The organism is Arcicella gelida (assembly GCF_034931025.1).
GTDB lineage: Bacteria > Bacteroidota > Bacteroidia > Cytophagales > Spirosomataceae > Arcicella > Arcicella gelida.
The window spans coordinates 26454-51359 of the sequence record NZ_JAYGIL010000027.1 but is presented as its reverse complement, the minus strand read 5'-3'; the positions used below and the strand labels follow the sequence as shown (position 1 = coordinate 51359).

The window sequence follows — 24906 nt, the reverse complement described above, 5'->3', positions numbered from 1 at the left end:
TTACTCAAAAAAAGCATTTAGGTTTACTACAAATGTTCAAATATCAAACTAAATTTTGTGCCTTTACTAATCTCAGATTTCACAGAAATTTCACCATGATGTAGCTTGACAATCTTTTGTGTAAGCGAAAGACCTATACCGTTTCCGTCAGTATATTTTTTGTTTGTTCCTCTGAAAAAAGGAGTAAAAATTTGAGCGATTTCTTCTTCACAAATACCAATTCCTTCATCTGTAAAGCCCAGCGTTATTTTTTGTTGCTGAACCGCAATTGAAATAACACATTTTTTATTGTCTGAAAACTTACAGGCGTTCTCAATCAAATTCGCAAACGCTACTTTTAATAAATATTCGTTGCCATTCATTGAAAGCTCTTCGTCATTTTCAACTTCATTTTCATAAATTATATCCACTAAGTAAGTTGGATTTTGGCGTTGTACTTGGTGGCGAGCGTCTAAAAGTACTTCGTCTAAACGAGTTTCCCTGAATGAAATCTCAGAAGGGTCATAGCTCGCTTTGGCAAAATCTAATAAACTGGTGGCAAGTCGAGCGAGTTTTTGGGCATCTGCTAAAGTGTTTTGAATAACGCTTTGATACTCCGAAATACTTCTCTCTTTATGTGTTGAAAGTTCCAACTCAGTAATCATCGACGCAAGAGGCGTTCTCAGCTCGTGCGAAATGTTTGAGACAAATTGTTTTTGGGCATCAAACGATTTTTCCAAACGGTCGAGCATCTCATTGAAAGTACTTGATAATTCAGCTAATTCATCTCTTCCTTCTGTATTGTTCAAGCGTAAATCTAGGTTTGAAGCCGTAATTTTCTTTACTTTATTCACAATGACCGTCACGGGCGACAGTGCTTTTTTAGAAAAAAATCGACCTGCCGCATAAATTAGAATGATGGAAGCAATGAAAATAATCAGAATGGTATTTCTAAGATTCTCTAATTTTTTATAGCCAAATTGGTCATAAGCGGCAGCCATCACAATATGTTTTTCTCCTTCAATACTAAAAAGTAAACCTACTACTTGCCAATTATCTTGATAAAAACGCACTTCGTTTTTTTGCTTTACTTCATCAATCATTTGCTTGGTTTCCTTCACAAAATCAATATCTAAAGCATCATGGTAGCGTAATTTGAAGTTGGGGTCATAAATTGCTACTTCTACTTCATTGATAGTTTCACGGTTATTTTTGTAAATCGTTTGTAGTGTTTTTGAATCTACTTTCGCCGTAAAAAAAAGATTGGCTTTCGTAATTCCTTCTTTTTTTAAGCGATTGTAAAACTCTGTTTCACGATTTTGATAAGCAGAATAATAGACTAAAGCAGCAAAAATCATCAAGATAGCTGCGGTAATTAAAGTAAAAAGTAAACTTAGTTTTTCTCTGATCGTCATTCTGCCTTAAAGATAAAACCCATTCCAGATTTTGTATGAATGAGTTTAGGTTCAAAATCTTTATCAATTTTTTTGCGTAAGTAATTGATATACACATCAATAAAATTAGTACCTGTATCAAAATGTGTATCCCAAACTTTATCAGCGATTTCAGTTCTACTCAGAATTCTTTCTGCATTTTGCATCATGTATTCTAGTAGTTTAAATTCCTTGGGTGTTAAATTAATATCAATTCCTGAACGACTTACAGTTTTTGTCTGGTTGTTCAATTCTAAATTATCATATTTCAAGATAAATCCTTGATGGTTTGTCTTGCCATTATTGCGTTTCATTAAAGCCCGAATACGCACGTGCAATTCTCTGAAATCAAAAGGTTTTACCAAATAATCGTCTGCTCCAGCATCAAAGCCTTCTACTTTATCGTCGGTTGTTCCCAAAGCAGTAAGCATAATAATTAAAGTCTCTGGCTTGGCTGAACGAATATCTTTACAAAGTTCTAAACCGTTGAGTTTCGGCAAAATTATATCCGTGATGATTAAGTCATAATCATTTTGTAAAGCCAGTTTTCGCCCCATCATGCCATCGTAGGCAAGTGTAACGCTATAATCGTTTTCTTCTAATCCTCGTTTTACCAAAGAGGCAATCCTTTCGTCGTCTTCAATAATGAGAATGTTCATGATTTTATATTTGAGGTAATACTTATTCTGTATTTACAAATTTAGATGAATTATTGATGACGATTGTCGTTCGCAAATGAATCTGTTAAAAATACAAAATTACAATTATGATGAAGCCTTTATCTAAGCATCTTTTTGAATAAATAACCGTTTACTCATTTAAGTATTTTTCAAACAATAAAATTGAAATACCTTCGTAGAAAATTATGCAAAATACCTTTTAAGGAACAAAAATCTTGATAAGCTTTGTTACCTTTGAGCCTTCCAATGACAAAAGCTCTTTTTAAAAGAAAATAAATTGGATAAAAGCAATCAACAAGACATTTTAACTGCTTGTCCTCTGATGTGTAAATTGAAAATTAGAGGAAACAATATCTTTACTAATGCGATTTTCAAAAACAATCATTATCCTCTCTATTCTATTTGTATTCAATAGTTTAGCTCAAAAAAATAAGACAACTCCTTCAACCGATGTCTTCCCAACGCCTCCTGAAACGAATATTAGTTTATTTTATATTCAGCGAAGTTCTAATTCAAATACGGTTATTTATGATGCCAACCTGACGGCAGATAAAAAACTAAATCCCAAAAATCCAGTACATACTTATTGGATAAAATATAATGAAGGTGGGCGAAAACAAGAATTGACCAATATTCAACGTACACTTGCTTATGGTTTATATACCAAAGAAGTTGCTACCGAAAAAGAAAGTTATGACGGACACTTTTTGGCATATCGCAAAAGAAAGTTTGTCGTAAAAATTACACCTCAAGGCGAACCAGTAGCATTATTCCCAATTAACGGGAAAATGCAAATTCTTAAAAAAGTATTTGTAAAAGTTGACGAAAGCGGCATGATGCCGTCGGTGGTATATGTAGAACTTTGGGGGAAAGACCCAGCAACAGGCAAAGAAGTTTACGAGAAATTCAAACCATAGTCTTGAGTTTGGAGTGTTGAGTGTTGAATGAGGAGTGATGTGAGTGCTGAGTTGTGAATGTTGAGGGAGGAGTTTTTAACTTTTGAATAAGAATATCACTCCTCACTCAGTAATCAATATTCATCACTCAAAAAGTTCCTCCCTCAACATTCACAACTCAAAACTCAAAAAAAACTCCTCACTCACAACTCAACATTCAACACTCAAAAAAGCTCCTCAGTCAGCATTCAAAACTCCAAACTCAACATGATTCAATATCAATATAAACCCGAAAACTTTCGACTCTCTGATCCTAACAAACATCAGTTAAAGGATTTGAAATCGGAAGAAATGATTTTATCACTTGGTCCTCAGCATCCATCAACGCATGGTGTTTTGAGAATGGAAGTGGTTTCTGATGGTGAATTGGTAGTGGATGTTGTGCCACATTTGGGTTATTTACATCGTTGTTTTGAAAAACATGCTGAATCTTTACCATTCAATCAAATCATACCCTATGTGGATAGAATGGACTATTTAGCAGCCATGAATTCAGAACACGCTTATGTAATGGGTGTGGAAAAACTCTTGGATTTAGAAGGAAAACTTCCCAAACGTATTGAATATATTCGTGTTTTGGTGGCAGAATTAAATCGTTTGGCTTCGCACTTTGTTGCTGTGGGTACTTATGGTTTAGATATTGGTGCATATACCGCATTCTTGTGGGTAATGCGTGACCGTGAGCATATTCAACGGTTATTAGAATGGATTACAGGAGCAAGAATGCTCTATAATTATATTTGGGTAGGTGGTTTGTTTTATGATTTACCCGTTGGTTTTGAAGAACGTTGTACAGAATTTATCAATTACTTAAAACCTAAAATGGTTGAGCTGAGAGAGTTGATTATCGAAAACAAAATCTTCATTCAAAGAACAGCCAATGTTGGCGTATTACCAATGGCTTTGGCAATTAATTATGGTTGTACTGGTCCAGTACTTAGAGGTTCGGGACTAAAAGTTGATTTACGTAAAGTAGATGGCTATTCTGTTTATCCAGAATTAGATTTTGATATTCCAGTGGGCAAAGGCGAAATGGGAACAGTGGGCGATTGTTGGGATAGAAATTATGTTAGAGTATTAGAATGCGATGAATCTATCAAGATTATCGAACAATGTTTAATTCAACTCACCAATGACCATAAACGTACTACCGAATTCAATCCACAAGCTTTAGTCCCAAAAAAGATTCGTCCACAGGCGATGGATTTATATGCTCGTGCCGAAAACCCCAAAGGAGAATTAGGCTTCTTTTTCCGCACCGACGGACGTTCGGATATTCCTGTACGTTTAAAAGCCAGAGCTTGTTCGTTACATAATTTATCAATCATTCCAGAAATAAGTCGTGGAGCAATGTTGGCGGATTTAGTAGCCATCATTGGCTCAATGGATTTAGTAATGGGCGAAGTAGATAGGTAAAACGGGTTTCCAACCCGTAAAAAAACAAAGACGAGTTGAAAACTCATAATACAGAACCGTAGTACGGGTTTCCAACCCGTCAATAAAAAAAATACGAGTTGAAAACTCGTTTTACAGAAGTTTTCAACTCATGCTACAATTCAAACCTTCAACCCTTTAATTAATTTATATTCTACAGAACTAACTCCATATTGACTTTTCACAGATTCTTTGATACGTTGGGTGATTTCAGAAAGCTGTTCAAATTGAGTATTTCGTAAATCTGCACTTACTTTTAGCAATCCATAAGTACTTGATACAATATTATTTGCGGTATTGATGGCTGTAATTTTCGCCTGAAGATTTGTTACTTTTACTAAGTCGTTTGCGGGACTGTAATTAGTACCTAAACTGATTAATATATTCACAATATCCACAAAATGCTGTGTTTTACTTCCGTAAGATTGCTCCGATTGACTGATACTTTTTTCCTTATCCGACGTTTTTACTTTTGCTCTATTATTACCTCTAATTTTAACAACAATCGATGTGATGTCTGATACTTCCTTTGCATTTTTTCCGAGTTTAGCTCTAACTGTTGCCAAGATAGGACTCATCATTTTCTCAACCGAAGAGGCTTCTTTTGAAAAATGCTTGAGCCTTGTTTCCACAGCAGCAGAATAATTTGCTTTTCTATGAACAGCATCAGCATTGACAGTTTTGATAGATTCAATCAGTAAGTCGTATTGTTCAATACTGGTCTCGGCTGTGGGGGCAAGATAGCCAACAAAACTTTTTAAGTGTGTGGAAATTGTAGTTGCATTAGCAACTTTAGCCCCGAAGGTTGCTTCTGTAGTAGATGCCATGAGTAGATTTATTTAAAGGTGAACAGATTGATAAATTTTTGAATAAAAATATCGAAAAAATGAATATATCTAACTCAAAATGCACATAAATATTTCGCTCAATCTACTGGTAATGAAAATATTAATAAACAAAACAGGCTTAACGTAAAATGAAATGATAATAAAGCAAAATGAAATAGGCTTAACGTAAAATAAAATGGTAATAAGACAAAACAAAATAGACTTAACGTAAAATAAAATGGCAATAAGGCAAAACAAAATAGACTTAACGTAAAATAAAATGGCAATAAGGCAAAACAAAATAAGCTTAACGTAAAATGAAATAACAATAAGTCAAAACGAAATAGACTTAATGTAAAATACGAAACTTATCTTGTTGTTTTGTACAAGTTGAAAACTCATAATACAGAACCGTAGCACGGGTTTCCAACCCTTCAACAAAAAAATACGAGTTGAAAACTCGTGCTACGGAAATATAAAACCATCTACAAATATGAAAAAGCAGTTTTACAGAAGAAATTTACCCCATTTACAACCGCTTGGCGGTATATTTTTTGTCACCTATAATCTTCATGGAAGTATTCCTAAAGCAGTATCCGACCGCAGGAAAGAAGAGTATGCCCAAGAGAAAGCAAAGATTATACAAACATCAAATAATAGAATTGCAGACTTAGATAAACTTGGCAGACGTGATTTTGGGAAGAGAGATAAATTTTATGATTCTTATCAAGAGGGAAATCATTACTTAAAAGATGATGCTTTTGCTAAGATTGTAGCAAAAGCTTTACACTTTTGGGACAATAAAAAAATAGAGCTTTATGCTTATTGTATCATGTCTAATCATGTACATATTGTGGTAAGGTTATACGATGAAACAGAAATTGATTCGCCTTTCTACTTAGAAGATTATATGCACTCAATTAAACGTTTTTCAGGTTTTGAGTGTAATAAAATCTTAGAAAAGCATAGCCCTTTTTGGCAAGAAGAAAGTTATGACAGACTTATTCGTGACCGTGATGAACTGCATAGAATTTTGAACTACGTACTAAACAATCCAGTAAAAGCAGGTTTATGTAAAGCTAAGAAAGATTGGAAATGGTCGTATATCAAAGAGATTTATAATGACATCATGTAGCCTTAACACGGGTTTTCAACCCGTAATAAATACACGAGTTGGAAACCCGTGTTACGTTCTAATATTTTTCTAATAATTTTCTAAAAGCTCTCTAACTGCCTTTCTCCCTTGAATCCTCCACTTTTGTAACATCAATTAAAGATTTACAAAATGATGCGGCTCCGAGAAATCACTTTCATTATTACGCTGCTTTTGTTAAGCTATAAACCCTCTTCAGCCCAAGAAATTTATACTTTACAAAAGGCATTACAAGCAGCCAAAGCAAATAACCCATTGCTGAATACGCAACAGCTCAACATTGGCATTAGTCAAGCCGATATTGTTACGGCACAATTACGTCCTAACCTGAATCTGAATAATCAGACTTTAGTACTGGCTCGTTCGGCTTCATATCCCAACAATACCAACTGGACAAATGCCCAGAACCGACAAGTATGGTGGCAATTAACGAAAGTAATTCAACTCCCAGCACAGCGTGAAGCTAAAATAGATGTGGCACAAAAAAACACGGTGCTTTCACAAAAAGCATTTGTCGAAACCGAACGTAATGTATTACAAGATGTAGCTTTAAAATGGTTGGATGTTTGGACGGCTCGTAAACAATTAGACATTTTACAGATTGCCAAAGCGAATACTGATAGTTTGGTGAGTATCAATAAAATCAGATTAGGTAAAGAAGTAATTACTTCAACCGACCTTACTCGTACAGCTTTATTAGCGAATCAATATGACTTACAACTCAAATCAAACGACAGAGTTTACCAGAATGAATTATCGAATTTGAAGTTTATGTTGGGAACGCAAGACAATATTGACATTGACGTAAATGACGATTTTTCTTTTACATTCTCTACCAAATTAGAGGCTCTTTTACAACAAGCTTTAGCCGATAGAAGTGATATTCAAGCCTATCAAGCAAGTATTCAGGCGGCAGAGAGTAATATCAAATTACAAAAATCGCTGGCTACACCCCAACCAACTTTGGGAATGATTTATAACCCACAAAATACAGCTCCATACATAGGTTTTTATGGAGCAATAGATTTACCTTTTTTCTCAAGAAATCAAGGGGAAATCAAGAAGTCGTATTTACAAAAACAACAAGCTGAAAAAGGTTTACAAGCCACGCAAACATTGATACAAACTGAGCTTTCGACGGCTTGTAATACTTACCAAACTCAGAAACAAAATATAGAGCAATTCAAAGATTTGCTTTCGAAGTCAGAAAGTATTCTGAGTAGCGTAAAGTATTCCTATTTGCACGGAGGTACTACCATTGTGGATTATTTAGAAGCACAAAGAAGTTGGCTGGATACGCAACAACAGTATTACGATACATTACAACAATATCGCCAGAGCTATATTAAGCTACTTTATGCTTCTGGTTTAATCAATCAAATGGCTCAATAAAGATGAAAAATATAAGCAGTGTACTCCTTTTGTCGGTCGGAATGATGGCTTGTGGAGGAAAAGAAAATCAGGTAACCAAACCAGTAGATGTATTGCCAATGGTACAGGAAAACGGCATAAAAGTCGTTTTCCCAACTTCGACAAGTATGCAGTTTTTTGCCACAGAAACCTTGGGAAGTTCTTCGCTCAATGATGAAATTACCGCTCCAGCCAAAGTGTCGGCAACGGTGGTTTCTTCACAAGAAGGTGCTTCGCAAAATATTATTTTGTTTGAAAACTCAGATTTAGCCAGCAATTACACTTCGCTTTTGCAACACTTAGAGAATATTCGTCAGCGTGCGACAATCATTCAACAAAAGAAAACCATTATTGCTCGCAAGAAAGTAGAAGTGAGTCGCTTTGAAGATTTACAAAAAAATGGAGCAGGAACTGGCAAAGACGTAGCCAATGCACAAGTAGATTTATTAAGTGCAGAAACAGAATTGGCGATGGTTCAAAACGATTTAGCAAACGAAAAAACCGCCATTATCGAACATGAAACAAAGCTGAAAACAGGCGGATTTAATCCAGAAGCATTGAGAAAAGCAAGTGCTGGAAAGGCTTTTATTATTTGTGATATTCCTGAAAATCAAATCAGTAAAATCAAAGAAGGAAGAAATTGTACTTTACAATTTACGGCGTTCCCGAATGAAAAATTTACAGGAAAAATTGAAGAAGTAGCCGATGTTATCGACGAATCGACCAGAATGGTGAAGCTCAGAATTAGCTTAAACAATTCAGAACAGAAACTAAAAGCAGGAATGTTTGCAACAGTTTTATTTGGCGTAAGTGAAGGTTCGCATATCAATATTGATAAAAATGCGGTCGTAACGGTTCAAGGGAAAACTTATGTTTTTGTAAAGAATGTGAACAATACTTTTGAACGCAGAGAAGTAAATATTGGGAATCAGATTGGAGATAGAATTGTGGTTTTTAGTGGCTTGCAAAATGGCGAAGCGGTGGCTGTTAAAGGAGTAATGCAGTTGAAGGGTTTGAGTTTTGGGTATTGATTTTTGGGGACTTGAGGATTTTAGACTTTAGGACTTGAAGATGAAAGACATAAGACACAAGATTTTCTTTTTGAGACTTTAGGGTCTTGGGCTTATGGATTTGAAGAATTATAGTTCAAGTCCCGTCAGGGACGATGTATCGGTAGCAATGATGTCATGAAAATTGTACATAATCAAGTTCCGTAGGAACGACACAAGTACATGAAAAATGGAGAAGGTAAAAGACTAAGAAATTAAAACCTGACAGCCGATTTCCGAAAGCTGATAGCCAATAAAAGCCATGAAAGATATTAGAACAAGAATTTTAAAGGGCGATTTCAGTACTTTATTGGGTTTAGAAAGTAACAAAAATTTTGTTCACCCAAACGATGTCGCTATACTCATTGGCTCTTTGCCTTTGGATATTGCTACGGAATCATTTATTTCTTTACCCAAAAACTCGCAAGCGAAAGTATTTGCTTATCTCAATTTCGACTGGCAAGTACAAATCATCAAAGGAATTTCTAAAGAGAAAGCCTCAGCTATTCTAAATAATTTGCCTTCTGATGATAGATTCGAGTTTTTTTCAAATTTAATAGGCTTAGAGCAGTCGTACTTTATTGAATACCTTTCTGAGAAAAACCGAGCTGAAATTCATGATTTTTTCGGTTATCCAGAAAACAGCGTTGCCCGATTGATCAATACCGATTTTTCTACGATTTCAAGACAAATGACCGTTGGCGAAGCGATTGAACATTTGAGAAATCATCCAAACGACACCGAAGCCGCCAATGTAATTTATGTCATTGATGAAACTGGAAAATTGGTCGATGATATTCCGATTAGGAAATTGGTACTGAACGAATCTTTCAAAACCATTGAAAGTCTTTTAGATGGCTTTTGTGTAAGCTTGACCATTGACGATACCAAGGAAATTGCCATTGATAAATTCAAAGAATACGACCGAGATGTATTGCCAGTAGTTACAGACAAAAATGTTTTGATTGGCGTACTCACCGCCGACGACGTACTGGATTTTGCGGAACAAAGAGATACAGAAGACATTCAAAAATTTGGGGGTTTAGAATCTTTGGATTTCCCTTATGTGAAAACGCCTATTTTTACACTCATCAAAAAAAGAGCAGGTTGGCTTATTGTACTTTTTCTCAGTGAAATGCTTACTGCCTCTGCAATGGGTTATTTCGATGATGAAATTTCAAAAGCCGTAGTTTTAGCACTCTTTATTCCTTTAATTATTTCAAGCGGTGGAAATAGTGGTTCACAAGCTGCCACCTTAATTATTCGTGCAATGGCTTTGAAAGAAATCACTTTTAGCGACTGGTGGTTTGTGATGAAAAGAGAATTTTCATCAGGCATTATTCTCGGAATTATTCTTGGAACAATAGGTTTTATCAGAATACTTCTTTGGCAACAATTCCACTGGTTTAATTATACCGAACATTATTTATTGGTAGCCACAACGATATTTTTCTCGCTTATTGGCATCGTTATGTGGGGAACATTAAGTGGCTCAATGATACCGATAGTCTTAAAAAAATTAGGCTTCGACCCAGCCACTTCGTCAGCACCATTTGTGGCTACTTTAGTGGATGTAACTGGACTCATCATTTATTTCAGCATCGCAGCATTCTTGTTGAAAGGAACGTTGCTTTAACAAAAAAAGGCTATGCTTCAAGCTCAGATTTTTATAGATGAAGATGAACTCTTTGGAACAAAATCCTTACATGAGTTTATCGTACAATTTTTGATTGCCCAGAAAATCAAAGGATTAACGGTTTTTAAAGGCATTTCGGGTTTTGGGTCAAACAATCATTTCCATCGCCCAAACGATTTATTCAGTTTCGATGAAACGCCCATCATGATTACTTTCATCGACGATACCGAGAAAGTAAAAGCTGTGCTGACAACACTGAGAGTAGAAGTAAAAAGTGGATTTATTATTACGAACCAAGTAGAACAGTGGACATAAATGATTAAGAATTTATTAGTATTCAGCCTTCGTAATCGCTGGATTGTGATTGCGATAAGTACTGTGCTGATGGCGGTAGGCTATTGGTGCTTTACACAATTGAAAATTGAAGCTTATCCAGACATTGCTGATACTTGTGTGATTGTAGTAGCACAATACGACGGTAGGGCCGCTGAAGAAGTGGAGCAACAAGTAACAGTACCGATAGAACGTGCCTTACAAAATACGCCCAATGTATTAGACCGTAGAAGTCGTACTATTTTTGGATTATCGGTTGTGCAATTAACTTTTAAAGATGGCACAGACGATTACTTCGCTCGTCAGCAAGTAATTGAGCGTTTGAGTTCGGCAACGTTGCCCGATGGCGTAAATCCAGAATTAGCACCGATGAGTACTGCCGTTGGGGAAATCTATCGCTATGTGGTAGAAGCACCAGCGAATTTTAGTCAAACGCAATTAAGAGATTTACAAGATTGGGTCATTAAACCAGCGTTGTTACAAGTACCGGGCATTGCTGATGTGGTAACTTTTGGCGGACCTTTAAAACAATATCATATCATTACTTCGCCCGAAAAACTCAGAAAGTATAACATTACTTTACAAAATGTGACGGATGCGGTAAATGTCAATAACCAAAATACAGGCGGAAATATCTTGGCTCGTGGTGGACAAGGCTTTGCTGTTCGTGGCTTAGGGGCAATTAAAACAGAAAAAGATATTGAAAATATTGTGTTGAAATCGGATAATGGAATGCCCGTTTTTATCCGTGATGTCGCTACGGTTGAGATTACTCCTCCGCCCGCCAGCGGCGTATTGGGATATACCGTTACAAAGGATAAATTGGATGTAAAAAGTGGCGTAGAAGGCATTATTTTGTTAAGACGTTACGAAAATCCAAGTGAAGTATTGAAGCTTTTGAAAGAAAAAATGGCGGATTTACAAGCCAGTGAATTGCCCGAAGGCGTGCATTTACGTCCGCTTTACGACCGCAGTTTCTTGATTGACCATTCTTTAGAAACCGTAGCTCATACTTTATTTGAAGGAATTTCAATCGTTGTGATTCTCTTGATATTTTTCTTAGGAAGTGTCAGAAGTGCCATTGTGGTAGCCCTAACGATTCCGTTTTCCCTTTTGTTTGCGTTTATTTTAATGCGTTTGACGGGCATTCCAGCCAATTTACTTTCTTTGGGAGCTATCGACTTTGGGATTATTGTTGACGGAGCGTGTTTGATGGCAGAACATCTCATCCGAAAGTACAGAACTGCCACTATCGAAGAGAAAAAACAAGGCATTATCAGAATCACTTTACTTTCGGCACAAGAAGTAGGTCGTGAAATATTTTTCTCCGTTACCATCATCATTTTGGCTTATATGCCTATTTTATTGATGACTCGTGTAGAAGGAAAACTGTTTTCGCCAATGGCACTTACTTTGGCTTTTGCCGTAATTGGCTCGATGTTGGCGGCACTTACTTTTATTCCTGTTTTGATTTCGTTCAGTTACAGAAAAGCCTTAGCTGATTTTGACAAACCGATGAAGGAGCATAAAAATTATGTGCTGGATTTTTTGTCGAAACACTACGGAAATCTTTTAGAAAAGTTGTTGAATCAATACAAAAAAACCGTAATAATCGGTTTCACTATTGTTGGAATATTCATTTTCTGCGGTATAAAACTCGGAACGGAATTTTTGCCAACACTGGACGAAGGTTCGATTTTCCTTAGAGGAAATTTTCCTGCGGGTATTACCATTCAAGAAAATGCCAGTTATGCTGCTAAAATCAGAAGTACCATTGCCAAATATCCCCAAATTTCATTTGTTATAACCCAAACAGGTAGAAATGATGATGGAACAGACCCATTTCCAGCCAACAGAAACGAAATTTTGGTTGGTTTAAAAGATTATAGTTTGTGGAGTAAAACCATTTCTAAAAAAGAATTGGTGGATAAAATCAAGACTGATTTACAACAACAATTGCCTTCGGTTTCCTTTTCTTCGGGTCAGCCGATTATCGACCAAGTAATGGAAATCGTAACAGGAAGTGCCGCCGATTTGGCTATTTCTGTTGTTGGCGACGACTTGAAAATGATGCGACAAAAAGCCGATAGTATTGCCGTAATCGTAAAGCAAACTGCCGGTGCAGACAACGTAAATATTGAGCAAGAAGGCCCGCAAGACCAATTGGCTATCAATATCAATCGTGAATCTGCGGCTCGTTTTGGTATTAACGTAGCTGATATTCAAAACATGATTGAAGCGGCTATTGGTGGAAAAACGATTTCAACTTTGTATGATGGCACAAAACGCTACGACATTGTGATTCGCTTTTTGCCACAGTTTAGAAACTCTATTGATGCCATCAAAGATATTCTTGTGCCTTCGGTAAATGGAGCTTTAATTCCGATGAGTCAATTGGCAGATATTCATTTTGTGGAAGGACAAACCAATATTTACCGCTACGGAAGTAAAAGAATGGTGACGGTGCGGACGAACATCAAAGGCAGAGACCAAGGCAGTTTTGTGAAAGAATTACAAGATAAAATTGACGCTAAAGTACACGTGCCTAAAGGCTATCAAATCATTTACGGTGGACAATACGAAAACCTTGAACGTGCAGGCAAACAATTGGCTTTCACCATTCCTTTAACGATACTTTTGGTGTTTCTTTTCTTGTTTATGTTATTCAAGAATTTGCCCAATACTTTAGTAACGATGAGTTGTATTTTATTTGCTTTGGGTGGAGGAATTGTGGCTTTGTTGATGCGTGGTTATTACTTCAACGTTTCGGCTGGCGTAGGTTTTGTAAGTATTTTCGGGATTTCGGTAATGGCAGGCGTATTATTAGTTTCAGCCATTAATCGAGCCAAAGGTGAAAACGATACCGAATTGCGACAAAATGTATTGGTATCATCAAAAGAGCAACTGAGAGCTTTATTATCCATTTTAGTAGTTGCTATTATTGGTCTTGTACCTGCGGCAATTTCGTCAGGAATTGGTTCGGATGTACAAAGACCCTTAGCAACAGTAATCATTGGCGGACTAACCAGTACTTTAATTTTTGCTCCACTGATTTTGCCATCGCTTTATTTATGGGCGGAAAAGAATAGAAAAATTAACAAACAAGAAGAACAAGAGTAAGCTTTTAAGTGAAGTTTTAAGAGATTTTATATTTATCCTAATCTGCTTTATATAATACGGAGGGTGCTTTCAAAGGCACTCTCTTTTTGTTGATTTAATACGATAACACATTTGTTAAAAGAATCTTTTTATATACACGATAAGTAGCTGAAAATTAGGATACTCCCAAATTTTAACAATTAAAAATCATCTTGGTAGTTTCGAGAACAGAAAGGAAGATACTTTTTTGGATACGCTTTAAATAGTTGCTATATTCGCAACAATATATTGTATTTAAACATGAGAATCATTGCAAAAAGTACATTAAGAGACTTTTGGTTAATTCATCCGCCAGCAGAGTTTCCGTTATTAGATTGGTTCAATATCGTGAAGCAAGTAGAATGGAACACACCAAACGATGTAAAACAAACTTATGGTAATGCCAGCATTATTTCAAATAACAGAGTTGTATTCAATATCAAAGGGAATGATTACAGGCTGGTTACTGAAATAGATTATGAGTATCAAATGATTTTTATCATTTGGATAGGCACACACAAAGAATACGATAAAATAGACGTTAAAACAGTTGAATATGATGGATAATATCAAAAACGAAAAATATCACAAAATGGCATTGAACAAGGTTCGTGCTTTGATGAAATTAAAACCTGCAAAAGAAAGCGAAGAGGGACAAGAATTGGAAATGCTTATCACTTTGATAGAAGCATACGAAGACGTACACGTACCGATGCAAGCCAGCGACCCCATAGCGTATTTGGAATACAGGATGGAACAAGATAACCTAAAACAGCGTGATTTAATCCCTTTCATTGGAGATAAGACCAAGGTATCAAAGGTGATGAATCGGAAACAGGAACTAAGTGTATCAATGATTAGACGTTTGAGCGAAGGATTAAATATTCCAATTAATTTTTTGATACCTTCAGGATTATAAAGTATTATTCAACCCTTCCCAAAACAAAACCCTGTCCACTAACCAAAGCGAGACAGGTTTTTTTATTCAAGGTAGAAAGTATGTTATTTAAAGATACTTGCAATGATAATAACGTTTAGAAAAACATATTTAAAAACAAAAATCCCTCACAATCAATTGATTATGAGGGATTTTTTGTGGGCCCACTTGGAATCGAACCAAGCACCTACTGATTATGAGTCAGTTGCTCTAACCGAATGAGCTATAGGCCCTACAAAGCGTTTGAGTTCTTTGTGGTGCAAAATTAGATTTTTAAAAGCATTTTTACAAAATATCTTTTTAAAAATACTTTTAAACCTTTTCAATTCTTATTCATCTAAACGTCGTTTAAAATAAAAATCTTAACAATGAAAAGGAAATTAATCTTCGCAGTGAGCTTATTAGCCGCTACTTTTATCGTAAATGTTCAGACTTCGGTAGCTCAAAATGCTGAAGCATCGAATGGTCAACGTCAAGACATGACACCTGAACAAAGAGTTGACGCTCAATTAAAAAGATGGACAAAGGCTTTGTCTTTGACGACCGAACAAGTAAATCAAGTTAAGCCTTTATTAACAGAAAGAACGGCGAAAAGAGAAGCAATCAGAAATGCTTCTGACAGACGTGCAGCGATGCAAGAATTACGTGATTTGACTAAAGCTCAAGATGAAAAATTGAAAACAATTTTCACGGCTGAACAATTAACAAAATATGCTGAATTACAAGAAGAAATGAGAGGTCGTGGCGGAAATGGAGGTGGTCGTAGAGAAGGCGGTAATAATTAAGTTTTTAACGACTAAATAATTAAAAAAAATAGCGATGCAGTTTTTGTATCGCTATTTTTGTTTTTTAGGACTTTTATGGGGACTGGAAGACTTTAGGACTGGAGGATTTGAAGACTAAAGAAGTAAGAGACAAGAAGCAAGATGTAAGAGACAAGATTTTGGTACAAGGACTTTTATGGGGACTGGAAGACTTTAGGACTGGAGGATTTGAAGACGAAAGAAGTAAGAGCCAAGAAGCAAGAGACAAGATTTTGAGATAGACTTTTGGACTGAGAGACGAAAGTGATAAGAAACAAGAAGTAAGATTTTGAAAGTATTCACTAATTCAAAACTCACTCATTCACAACTAAAACACATGAACAAACGCAAAATCGTTAATGACCCTGTTTATGGGTTTATCAATATACCAACTGAGCTAATTTTTGATTTGATTGAGCATCCTTATTATCAGCGTTTGCGGAGAATCAAGCAATTGGGCATGGCTGAATATGTGTATCCTGGTGCTTTGCATACTCGTTTTCATCATGCTTTGGGTGCGATGTATTTGATGAACGAAGCCTTAATGACTTTACGCAGTAAAGGACACGAAATTTCTGATGCTGAACTAGAAGCAGCACAGATTGCTATTTTATTGCACGATGTCGGTCACGGCCCATTTTCTCATGTCTTAGAATCGGTCATTTTGGATAAAGTACCACACGAACACATTTCATTTTTATTGATGGAAGAATTAAATCGCCAATTGGGTGGAGCTTTGACTTTGGCAATAAAAATGTTCACAGGCAATTATGAACGAAAATTTTTCACGCAACTAATTTCTAGTCAATTAGATGTTGACAGAATGGATTACTTGAACCGTGATAGTTTTTTTACGGGTGTTCGTGAAGGATTTATTGGTGCTGACAGAATCTTGAAAATGTTGGATATCGTCGATAATCAATTAGTTGTAGAACAAAAAGGTATCTATTCTATCGAAAACTTCCTTACTGCACGCCGACTAATGTACTGGCAAGTGTATTTGCACAAAACCTCTATTTGTGCCGAAACGATGTTGATACAAATCATTACCAGAGCCAGAGAATTAATCCGAGCAGGCGAAAATGTTTTTGCAACACCCGCTTTCATGATTTTTTTAAAAAATGAAGTACGTTTAGAAGACTTTATTGCCGATATATCTTACCTAGAAGCCTTTGCCGAAATGGACGATTATGACATTTGGGCTTGTGTGAAAATTTGGGCAAAACATCCAGACAAATTACTTTCAAACATCAGTAAAATGTTGTTAGATAGAGATTTATTCAAAATTCATATTTCAGACGCTCCTATTGAAGCATCTTATCTTGAAAAAATTCAAATTGATTTACTAAGTAATCCAAGTGTTCAAGAAAGTGATTTGCCTTACTTAATCATCCAAGGAAATACTTCTAATGCCGCTTATGTATCTGGCAAACAGAACATTAATATTCTGACAAAAGACAAAAGAGTATTGGATATTGCCGAAGCATCTGATTTACCAACAATAAAAGCATTAAGTAACATCGTCAAAAAATATTATATATGTTGGGCAAAGAATGTATATTTGCGGTAAAATATGTTAGGCGAAGCCGTCCAAAAACAAAACCCAACGACCACCACCCCAAGAATGGAATTTACCGTTGAACAAATTGCTCTGATGCTAAATGGAGAAGTAAAAGGCGATAAAAGCCTTAAAATTAACCAATTAGCCAAAATTGAAGATGGAACTAAAGGCAGTATTTCCTTCTTAGCGAATCTTAAATACGAGCATTTTTTATATACTACTCAGGCAACTGCTGTAATTGTTGATAAAACATTTGAGCCTAAAAAGGAATATTCTTCTACTTTAATCTTAGTTGAAAATGCCTATTCTGCCTTTACTACACTTCTTCAAGAATACCAAAAATTCATCGCAAATCAGAAGAAAGGAATTGAACAGCCCTCTTTCATCAGTAGTTCGGCTACAGTTGGCGAAGGCGAATATATTGGTGCTTTTAGCTATATTGCTGATAATTGTAAAATTGGTAAAAACGTAAAAATTTATCCTCACGTAACGGTTTTAGAAGCAAGTATTATTGGTGATAATTGTACCCTTTATTCGGGTGTAAAAATTTATCCAAATACTCGTATCGGCAATCATTGTACCATTCATGCCAATGCAGTAATTGGTGCAGATGGTTTCGGTTTTGCTCCGCAAGCTGATGGTACTTATCAAACAATTCCCCAATTAGGAAATGTAGTTTTAGAAGATTACGTGAGTATTGGTGCAAATTCAACGATTGACCGTGCCACAATCGGCTCTACCATTATTAGAGAAGGTGTAAAAATTGATAATTTGGTTCAAATTGCACACAATGTAGAAATTGGTAAAAATACAGTAATTGCGGCACAAACAGGTATTGCAGGTTCGGCAAAAGTAGGGGCAAATTGTATGATTGGCGGACAAGTTGGTATTAATGGACATATCTCTGTTCCAAATAAAACCATCGTAATGGGGCAATCAGGTGTTTCTAAAGCTCCTAATAAAGAAGGAATGATTTTAAGCGGAACTCCTGCCACAGAAAATATAGACTACTTGAAAACACAGGCTCTTATTCGTAAACTCCCTGCTACAGAAAAACGATTGAGAGAATTAGAAAATAAGTTAAAAAGCAATGAATAACAAACAGCATACCATCAAGAAATCGGTTACGATGTCTGGTGTTGGTTTACATACAGGTGTTGTAGCCAATATGACATTTTTACCCGCTCCTACCAATCATGGATACAAATTTCAAAGAATAGATTTACCGAATCAGCCTATTGCTGATGCCGATGTAGATCACGTTGTTGATGTTTCAAGAGGAACAACCATCGAACATAACGGAGCTAGAATCAATACAGTAGAACATGTATTAGCAGCAATGGTAGGCTGTCAGGTTGATAATGTTTTGATACAATTAGATGGGCCAGAACCGCCAATTATGGATGGAAGTTCTATCAAATTTGTAGAAGCTATTTTGGATGCTGGTTTAGAAGAGCAAGAGGCACATCGTAAATTCTTTGAAATTCCTTCTGAAATAAGATATAAAGATGCTGAAAGAGGTGTAGAATTGGCAGCTTTGCCGCTTAACGACTACCGCTTAACAGCCATGGTTGATTATAATTCTAAATTCTTAACAAGTCAGCATGCTAATTTAACTGCCATCAGTCAGTTTAATGAAAGCTTTGCTAAATGCCGTACTTTCTGTTTTGTTCATGAATTAGAAGCTTTATATAAAGCAGATTTAATCAAAGGAGGAGATTTATCAAATGCCATCGTCATTGCAGACCGTGATTATTCTGAGGATGAACTTAACCACTTAGCAATGGTTTTGGGCAAACCAAAAGTAAGCGTTTCTAAAGAAAAAGGTATTCTTAATAATTTAGAATTGTATTACAATAATGAAATGGCTCGCCATAAATTATTGGATATGGTTGGAGATTTAGCTTTAGTGGGTCGTCCTATCAAAGCACAAATCTTAGCCGCTCGTCCGGGTCATGCTGCTAATGTTGAACTAGCCAAGAAAATCAAAAAGTTGATGTTGGAAACTGAGAAAAACAAAGTACCTCAGTATGATCCAAAACAACCACCAATCTTTACTTTCGAGAGAATCTATCAATTACTTCCTCATCGTTATCCATTCCAAATGGTTGATAAAATCATTTATTTGGACGACCAAAGTGTTGTTGGTATCAAAAACGTAACCATGAATGAAAATTATTTCATGGGTCACTTCCCTAACAATCCTGTCATGCCGGGCGTTATGCAAGTAGAAGCGATGGCACAAACAGGTGGTATTCTTGTACTTAGCTCTGTTCCAGACCCAGAAAACTACTGGCCATATTTGGTAGGAATCGAAAACTGTCGCTTTAGAAAAAGTGTAGTTCCGGGCGATACTGTCATTTTCAAATGTGATTTATTGGCTCCTATCAGAAGAGGTATCGCAAAAATGCACGGTGTAGCTTATGTGGGTGGACAAGTAGTTTGTGAAGCTGACATGACAGCAAGCTTAGTAAGAAAGAGTTAATTATTACGAATAAAATTCGTTGTTATCAATAAAAATATGACACAACCCTTAGCGTACATACATCCCGACGCCAAACTTGCTCAGAATGTGGTCGTAGAGCCTTTTACGGTGATTCATCAAAATGTGGAAATTGGTGAAGGTAGCTGGATTGGCTCAAACGTAACGATTTTCCCTGGTGCAAGAATTGGTAAAAATTGTCGTATTTTCCCGGGTGCTGTAATATCTGCTATTCCACAAGATTTAAAATTTCAGGGCGAAGAAACACTTGCCATCGTTGGTGATAATACAACTATTCGTGAATGTGTAACCCTAAACAGAGGTACTGTTGATAAGTATAAAACACAAATTGGTAAAAATTGCTTAATCATGGCTTATTGCCATATTGCTCATGATTGTATCATTGGCGACAATGTAATTATTGCCAACAATGTGCAAATGGCTGGTCACGTAGAAGTGGGAGATTTCGCTCGTTTTGGTGGTACAGCTGCCGTTCACCAGTTTGTAAAAATCGGAAAACATGTAATGATTTCAGGAGGAGCTTTAGTAAGAAAAGACATTCCTCCTTATACAAAATCTGCCCGTGAACCACTTGGCTATGTAGGTATTAACTCTGTTGGCTTAAGAAGAAGTGGGTTTTCAGAAGAACAAATCTCACAAATTCAAGAAGCATACAGGTATATTTATTTGAAAAACTTAAATACTTCTGATGCTTTAACGCAAATTGAAATCAATCTTCCTGCTTCTTCTGAACGTGATGAAATTGTCAACTTCATCCGTAATTCTGAAAGAGGTATCATGAAAGGACTTTCTTAATATTCTTCAAAAGGTTGATACTGAATGTTTAGAATATTCAGTATCAACCTTTAAAATTTAATCAGCACAGGTAAATTGCACATCATCACTCAAAATCTTGGTAAAAAGTTCAGAAATGAATGGATTTTCAGAAATGTAAATCTGACCTTTCATACTGGAAACTCCTATACTTTTACGGGTGCAAATGGTAGTGGAAAATCTACCTTACTTCAAGTACTTTCGGGCTTTATGCCTCATAGCGAAGGAACTGTTAGTTTTCAAGATGGCGATAAAACTCTTGAAGTTGATAGTTTCTATCAACACATTAGCATTACTGCTCCTTACTTAGAACTTATCGAAGACTTCACTTTAAGCGAACTTCTAGCCTTTCATATCAAGTTTAAACCATTAAGAGACGAACTTACTATCAGTCAATTCATTGATTTTATAGAATTACCGCAGGCTAAAAACAAAGAGATAAAGTATTTCTCATCTGGAATGAAGCAAAGAGTAAAATTAGGACTCTCTTTCTTGTCTGATTGCGAGATTTTGATGCTTGATGAACCAACTTCTAACCTTGATAATAACGCTTGCAACTGGTACTTAAAGAATGTACAGGAATATTCTAAGAATCGTTTATTATTTATCTGCTCCAATCAACCCTCAGAATATGATTTCTGTGATAAGGTTTTCAATATTCATGATTTTAAGCAATAATCTATTCGAATACTATTTCAAAATACTGAAGAATCGCTTTGTAATTATCCTGAGCGGTAAAACAAGTATCTAACAAATATTCTTTTATATGATTCCATTCTTGCAAACCTCTGTAATAGAAAAACTTTAGGTCTTCATCTATAATAAACGGTACAATATTATTGGCAAGACATTCTTTAAACATAATCAATCGACCAACACGTCCGTTACCATCTTGAAAGGGATGAATAACTTCAAACTGATAGTGAAAATCAATAATATCTTTTAACGTTTTCTTTTCGATGTTGTGATAAGCAGCAAGTAGTTCTGTCATTTTTGTAGCAACCTCTTTAGGTGGACAAGTTTCATTACCCCCGACTTCGTTTGGTAATTTTTTGTATTCCCCAACGTTAAACCAATCTTTTCTACTATCAGAAGTCCCTGATTTTAAAAGAAAATGTAACTCTTTAATCAAAGATTCAGCTAGTTTGACTTTTGCTTTGTCAATGATTAAATCAATACAGCGAAAGTGGTTGGTGGTTTCTATGATGTCATCAACATTTATACTTTCTTGAGATGCCCCAATAGTATTGGTTTCGAAAATATATCTGGTTTGGTCGTGTGTCAGCCTACTTCCTTCAATACGATTTGAATTATAGGTCAAGTCAATCTGTGTACGATGGTAAATACCCCCATTGAGCTTCATATCCTTTTGCTCTTTGAGATGATTGAGTAAGGGATTATTACTAAATTTCTTCTTATTCCCCTTTTCAGGGATAGTAGCATCATTTGGAATATTCCAAGTTTTACCTGTTAAGAAAGCTCCTTGTATTTTTCCTGTAGCACAGTAATTTCGAACAGTCCTTTCTGGAATATTCCATTTTTTTGCAAATTCACTTACTGAAATATAATTCATAATTGCTCTTATTACATGCCGTTATCGGCAAATATAGCATAAATAAACATACTTTCTTCGATTTACCTTGCCGATAACAGTAACAATATTGCCGTATTAAAACTTTTTCACAAAGTGTACCCCAATAAAAAACAAAACCCCTAACATTTTAAATGCTAAGGGTTTATTCTGATTATTTGTGGCCCCGGAAGGAATCGAACCTTCATCTTAGGTACCGGAAACCTACATTCTATCCATTGAACTACGGAGCCGAGAGCCTTGAATTGGATGGTCGCAAAATTACGAAAACTTCTCTAACTGCTTTACCAAAACCTCAAAATCTTTCGGATAAGGAGCTTCTACCTTAATAATCTCATCATTCAATAATCTGAAGGTTAAAGAACGAGAGTGTAAGGCTACTCTTTTCATCAAAGGAAGCTCGTCTGTATCTTTTTTTAGATTAAATTTTCTTTTTAAATCAGATAAGTAAATAAACTCTCCGCCATACGTTGGGTCACAAACAATTGGAGCTTTCAAACATACCAAATGAATCCTGATTTGGTGCATTCTACCCGTTACAGGCATACATTCTACCAAAGTATGATTACGATATACTTTGATGGTATTGAAGATTGTTTCAGCCTCTTTTCCCTTCTGGCGGTCAATCATTACTTGTGTTCCATCTCTTTTCTGAGCGATGGGCAAATAGACTGAAATCATTTCAAAATCATTTGCACCATTCACGACAGCGTGATAGCGTTTTTCTACCTGACGGTGTTCAAATTGCATCGCTAAATGACGATACGCCGCAGGATTTTTGGCAATTGCTAAAGCACCCGAAGTTTCTTTATCCAAACGGTGAGCCAACTGAGCGTCGTCTGAGTACTCTTTTGCTAAACGAAGAATACTCTGCGAATTATCAGCCTGGCGTTCGTCTAATGAAGCAATGTATGGAGGTTTGTTGATAACAATATAATCGTCGTTCTCAAATATAATTAAGTCCTTGAAATTCAGTCGCATGGTAATCTTTTTGTCTTTAAGCCTGCAATTTACCAAAATAGTTTCACATTAGCTTATTCATTTTGTTGCTCGATTACCTTGATGAGTTGTAGCAAAGTAGCTTGGCGAGCCTCATCTGCTTCTGGATACGCCATTTCTAAAGCCTTGATATGGTGTAAAATAATACTGCTGACAATCAATCGCATATTCTTTTTATCGTCTGCTGGCACTACATACCAAGGAGCATGTTTGGCGGCGGTTTGGTTTACCATTTCTTCGTAAGCCGCTTGATAATCATTCCAAAATTCACGCTCTTTTACATCGCCTTCTTCAAATTTCCAGTTTTTCGTTGGGTCTTTAATGCGTTCAATCAAGCGTTCAGCTTGTACTTTTTTTGATACATTCAGAAAGAATTTTAGCACAACAGTTCCGTTTCTATTCAAATATTTTTCGTAATTGCGAATATCCTCATAGCGATGCTCCCATACTTTATCCAAATCTTTGGTAAGCTCTAAAGGAAGTCTTTCACTTTTTAATAAAATCTCAGGATGTACTTTTACCACCAATAACTCTTCGTAGTACGAACGATTGTGAAAAACCATTTTTCCTCTCTCAGGCATTTTTACCATATTTCGCCACATAAAATCATGGTCTAATTCCTCCTGAGTAGGCTTTTTAAAACTATGTACTGAAATTCCAGCAGGATTAATCCCCGAAAGTACCGCTTTGATAGTTCCATCTTTTCCTGCCGCATCCGAAGCCTGAAAAATCATCAACATCGCATAACGGTCATCAGCATACATCAAACTTTGGCGTTTATCAATTACCTCTTTTATCTCAGCCATCATCAACTCATACTCCTCCGCAGATTCATAAAAATCTTTAACTTTAGTAACTGAATTTTTGATTTTAAATTTCTTTTCACCGTTGTACTCAAAGTCTTTGATGTCTATTTTCATGATTTGATTGCTTTTGGGGAGAGAGACAATATTTTGCTTTCGCCATGGGCTGTGTCTTTATACTAACTTATCAAATGTACCTCTGTATCAATATTATTAATATTGCCAAAAGATATTTTCCTATCATTCCTCAATTCTCTCAAGCAAGTATAATATAAATCTTCTTTAAAGTCATTACTAATTAACTTCATATTATCGTACAAGTTACTTATTGTTATTCTTTTAGATTTTTGATTAAGCTTGTTAAGTATACTGATTTTCATTTTTTCTTTTATAGTTAAGGGTTTACTATCTTTCTCAAAAACAGGTATTTCCTTATTTTTAGGGAAAAGTGGAATAATGTTATTACTTTCTTCTATTTCTGTATCCAATATTTCTTTACAAATAGGGTTATCAGGAAAAAGTTTGGCGTAACTCCTACAAGCTTCTATATTTCCTTCCGAAACCTTAATTTGAGCTACTGTAATTTTTTCAAATTGTTCATTTGAAAGCTTTAATATATTACCTGAGTGTGCTAAATATAGTGTTTCTATCCAATCTTTTATAATGGGTTTCAGAGGGGTTATTTCTAATTCCCTCCCTATTTCTTCATATATTAGAGTATTTAAAGGTTGTGATAAATATGGGTTAGTTTTTATTTCCTCCTTATACTTTTCGCAATATGTTATAAAGTCTTCACAACGATTCTCTTTAATCAAGATATAAAACTGGTTTATTTCCATAGAAGCTGTAATATTTATATTTTCCTCAG

The 24906-nt window shown here is 35.7% G+C and carries 24 protein-coding genes and 2 tRNA genes; 17 read left to right on the top strand and 9 right to left on the bottom strand.

The features are described 5' to 3' along the window. Window positions 1-26: 26 nt before the first annotated feature. On the bottom strand, window positions 27-1394 hold the full coding sequence (locus tag VB776_RS18480; protein ID WP_323698356.1) for a HAMP domain-containing sensor histidine kinase: 1368 nt from the start codon (window positions 1392-1394) through the stop codon (window positions 27-29). After that, window positions 1391-2071, bottom strand: a complete 681-nt coding sequence (locus VB776_RS18475) for a response regulator transcription factor (RefSeq protein WP_323698355.1) — start codon at window positions 2069-2071, stop codon at window positions 1391-1393. Before VB776_RS18475 ends, VB776_RS18480 begins: the two co-directional genes overlap by 4 nt. Before the next feature lie 383 nt (window positions 2072-2454). Between VB776_RS18475 and VB776_RS18470 the strand changes: the two genes are divergently transcribed. Beyond that, the gene (locus VB776_RS18470) at window positions 2455-3009 is read left to right on the top strand and encodes a DUF4833 domain-containing protein (RefSeq protein WP_323698354.1); all 555 of its coding nucleotides are present in this window, start codon (window positions 2455-2457) and stop codon (window positions 3007-3009) included. A gap of 246 nt (window positions 3010-3255) precedes the next feature. Then, on the top strand, window positions 3256-4464 hold the full coding sequence (locus VB776_RS18465; RefSeq protein ID WP_323698353.1) for an NADH-quinone oxidoreductase subunit D: 1209 nt from the start codon (window positions 3256-3258) through the stop codon (window positions 4462-4464). A 140-nt stretch (window positions 4465-4604) separates the two neighbouring features. On the opposite strand, the gene VB776_RS18460 is transcribed toward VB776_RS18465, so the two are convergent. Further along, window positions 4605-5309, bottom strand: a complete 705-nt coding sequence (locus tag VB776_RS18460) for a hypothetical protein (protein ID WP_323698352.1) — start codon at window positions 5307-5309, stop codon at window positions 4605-4607. A gap of 493 nt (window positions 5310-5802) precedes the next feature. Here VB776_RS18460 and VB776_RS18455 point away from each other — a divergent pair, with 493 nt between their 5' ends. The 8 genes from VB776_RS18455 (at window position 5803) to VB776_RS18420 (ending at window position 14947) form a co-directional block, all read left to right on the top strand. After that, window positions 5803-6444 carry a transposase gene (locus tag VB776_RS18455; protein WP_323698351.1) on the top strand — a complete coding sequence of 214 codons (642 nt, stop codon included), beginning with the start codon at window positions 5803-5805 and terminating at the stop codon, window positions 6442-6444. Between the two features lie 150 nt (window positions 6445-6594). Then, on the top strand, window positions 6595-7854 hold the full coding sequence (locus tag VB776_RS18450; protein ID WP_323698350.1) for a TolC family protein: 1260 nt from the start codon (window positions 6595-6597) through the stop codon (window positions 7852-7854). 2 nt (window positions 7855-7856) lie between these two features. Next, window positions 7857-8903 carry an efflux RND transporter periplasmic adaptor subunit gene (locus VB776_RS18445; protein WP_323698349.1) on the top strand — a complete coding sequence of 349 codons (1047 nt, stop codon included), beginning with the start codon at window positions 7857-7859 and terminating at the stop codon, window positions 8901-8903. 280 nt (window positions 8904-9183) lie between these two features. Then, entirely contained in the window at window positions 9184-10557 is a 1374-nt protein-coding gene (gene mgtE, locus VB776_RS18440; protein ID WP_323698348.1) for a magnesium transporter, read from the top strand. A gap of 12 nt (window positions 10558-10569) precedes the next feature. Beyond that, the gene (locus VB776_RS18435) at window positions 10570-10872 is read left to right on the top strand and encodes a DUF190 domain-containing protein (protein ID WP_323698347.1); all 303 of its coding nucleotides are present in this window, start codon (window positions 10570-10572) and stop codon (window positions 10870-10872) included. Continuing rightward, window positions 10873-14010, top strand: a complete 3138-nt coding sequence (locus VB776_RS18430; protein WP_323698346.1) for an efflux RND transporter permease subunit — start codon at window positions 10873-10875, stop codon at window positions 14008-14010. A gap of 279 nt (window positions 14011-14289) precedes the next feature. Further along, window positions 14290-14595, top strand: a complete 306-nt coding sequence (locus VB776_RS18425) for a type II toxin-antitoxin system HigB family toxin (protein WP_323698345.1) — start codon at window positions 14290-14292, stop codon at window positions 14593-14595. A 25-nt stretch (window positions 14596-14620) separates the two neighbouring features. Beyond that, window positions 14621-14947 (top strand): helix-turn-helix domain-containing protein, encoded by a 327-nt coding sequence (locus VB776_RS18420; RefSeq protein WP_323698344.1) that lies wholly within the window; start codon window positions 14621-14623, stop codon window positions 14945-14947. 177 nt (window positions 14948-15124) lie between these two features. Here the strand turns inward: VB776_RS18420 and VB776_RS18415 are convergent. Further along, window positions 15125-15198 (bottom strand) — tRNA-Ile (locus VB776_RS18415). Window positions 15199-15333: 135 nt separating this feature from the next. Between VB776_RS18415 and VB776_RS18410 the strand changes: the two genes are divergently transcribed. The 7 genes from VB776_RS18410 (at window position 15334) to VB776_RS18380 (ending at window position 21323) form a co-directional block, all read left to right on the top strand. Beyond that, window positions 15334-15750 carry a hypothetical protein gene (locus VB776_RS18410; protein ID WP_323698343.1) on the top strand — a complete coding sequence of 139 codons (417 nt, stop codon included), beginning with the start codon at window positions 15334-15336 and terminating at the stop codon, window positions 15748-15750. Window positions 15751-15857: 107 nt separating this feature from the next. Continuing rightward, entirely contained in the window at window positions 15858-16010 is a 153-nt protein-coding gene (locus tag VB776_RS18405) for a hypothetical protein (RefSeq protein WP_323698342.1), read from the top strand. Window positions 16011-16105: 95 nt separating this feature from the next. After that, a complete protein-coding gene (locus VB776_RS18400; protein ID WP_323698341.1) occupies window positions 16106-17338 on the top strand; it encodes an HD domain-containing protein in 1233 nt (410 codons plus the stop codon). A 54-nt stretch (window positions 17339-17392) separates the two neighbouring features. After that, window positions 17393-18427, top strand: coding sequence for a UDP-3-O-(3-hydroxymyristoyl)glucosamine N-acyltransferase (gene lpxD / locus VB776_RS18395; protein WP_323698388.1), 1035 nt, complete (start codon window positions 17393-17395; stop codon window positions 18425-18427). Beyond that, window positions 18420-19814, top strand: coding sequence for a bifunctional UDP-3-O-[3-hydroxymyristoyl] N-acetylglucosamine deacetylase/3-hydroxyacyl-ACP dehydratase (locus VB776_RS18390; RefSeq protein ID WP_323698340.1), 1395 nt, complete (start codon window positions 18420-18422; stop codon window positions 19812-19814). The genes lpxD and VB776_RS18390 overlap by 8 nt, the downstream gene beginning before the upstream one ends. 36 nt (window positions 19815-19850) lie before the next feature. Next, a complete protein-coding gene (gene lpxA, locus VB776_RS18385) occupies window positions 19851-20627 on the top strand; it encodes an acyl-ACP--UDP-N-acetylglucosamine O-acyltransferase (RefSeq protein WP_323698339.1) in 777 nt (258 codons plus the stop codon). Between the two features lie 75 nt (window positions 20628-20702). Then, window positions 20703-21323 carry an ABC transporter ATP-binding protein gene (locus tag VB776_RS18380; protein ID WP_323698338.1) on the top strand — a complete coding sequence of 207 codons (621 nt, stop codon included), beginning with the start codon at window positions 20703-20705 and terminating at the stop codon, window positions 21321-21323. A gap of 1 nt (window position 21324) precedes the next feature. Here the strand turns inward: VB776_RS18380 and VB776_RS18375 are convergent, their stop codons facing one another. The 5 genes from VB776_RS18375 to VB776_RS18355 all read right to left on the bottom strand — a co-directional run bounded on the left by VB776_RS18375 (window position 21325) and on the right by VB776_RS18355 (window position 24877). Next, the gene (locus VB776_RS18375; RefSeq protein ID WP_323698337.1) at window positions 21325-22218 is read right to left on the bottom strand and encodes a Fic family protein; all 894 of its coding nucleotides are present in this window, start codon (window positions 22216-22218) and stop codon (window positions 21325-21327) included. 179 nt (window positions 22219-22397) lie between these two features. Then, a tRNA-Arg gene (locus tag VB776_RS18370) sits at window positions 22398-22469 on the bottom strand. Window positions 22470-22497: 28 nt separating this feature from the next. After that, the gene (locus tag VB776_RS18365) at window positions 22498-23217 is read right to left on the bottom strand and encodes an RluA family pseudouridine synthase (protein WP_184130612.1); all 720 of its coding nucleotides are present in this window, start codon (window positions 23215-23217) and stop codon (window positions 22498-22500) included. A gap of 53 nt (window positions 23218-23270) precedes the next feature. After that, window positions 23271-24155, bottom strand: coding sequence for a PPK2 family polyphosphate kinase (locus VB776_RS18360; protein ID WP_323698336.1), 885 nt, complete (start codon window positions 24153-24155; stop codon window positions 23271-23273). Between the two features lie 62 nt (window positions 24156-24217). Further along, window positions 24218-24877, bottom strand: a complete 660-nt coding sequence (locus VB776_RS18355; RefSeq protein WP_323698335.1) for a hypothetical protein — start codon at window positions 24875-24877, stop codon at window positions 24218-24220. Window positions 24878-24906 lie beyond the last annotated feature (29 nt).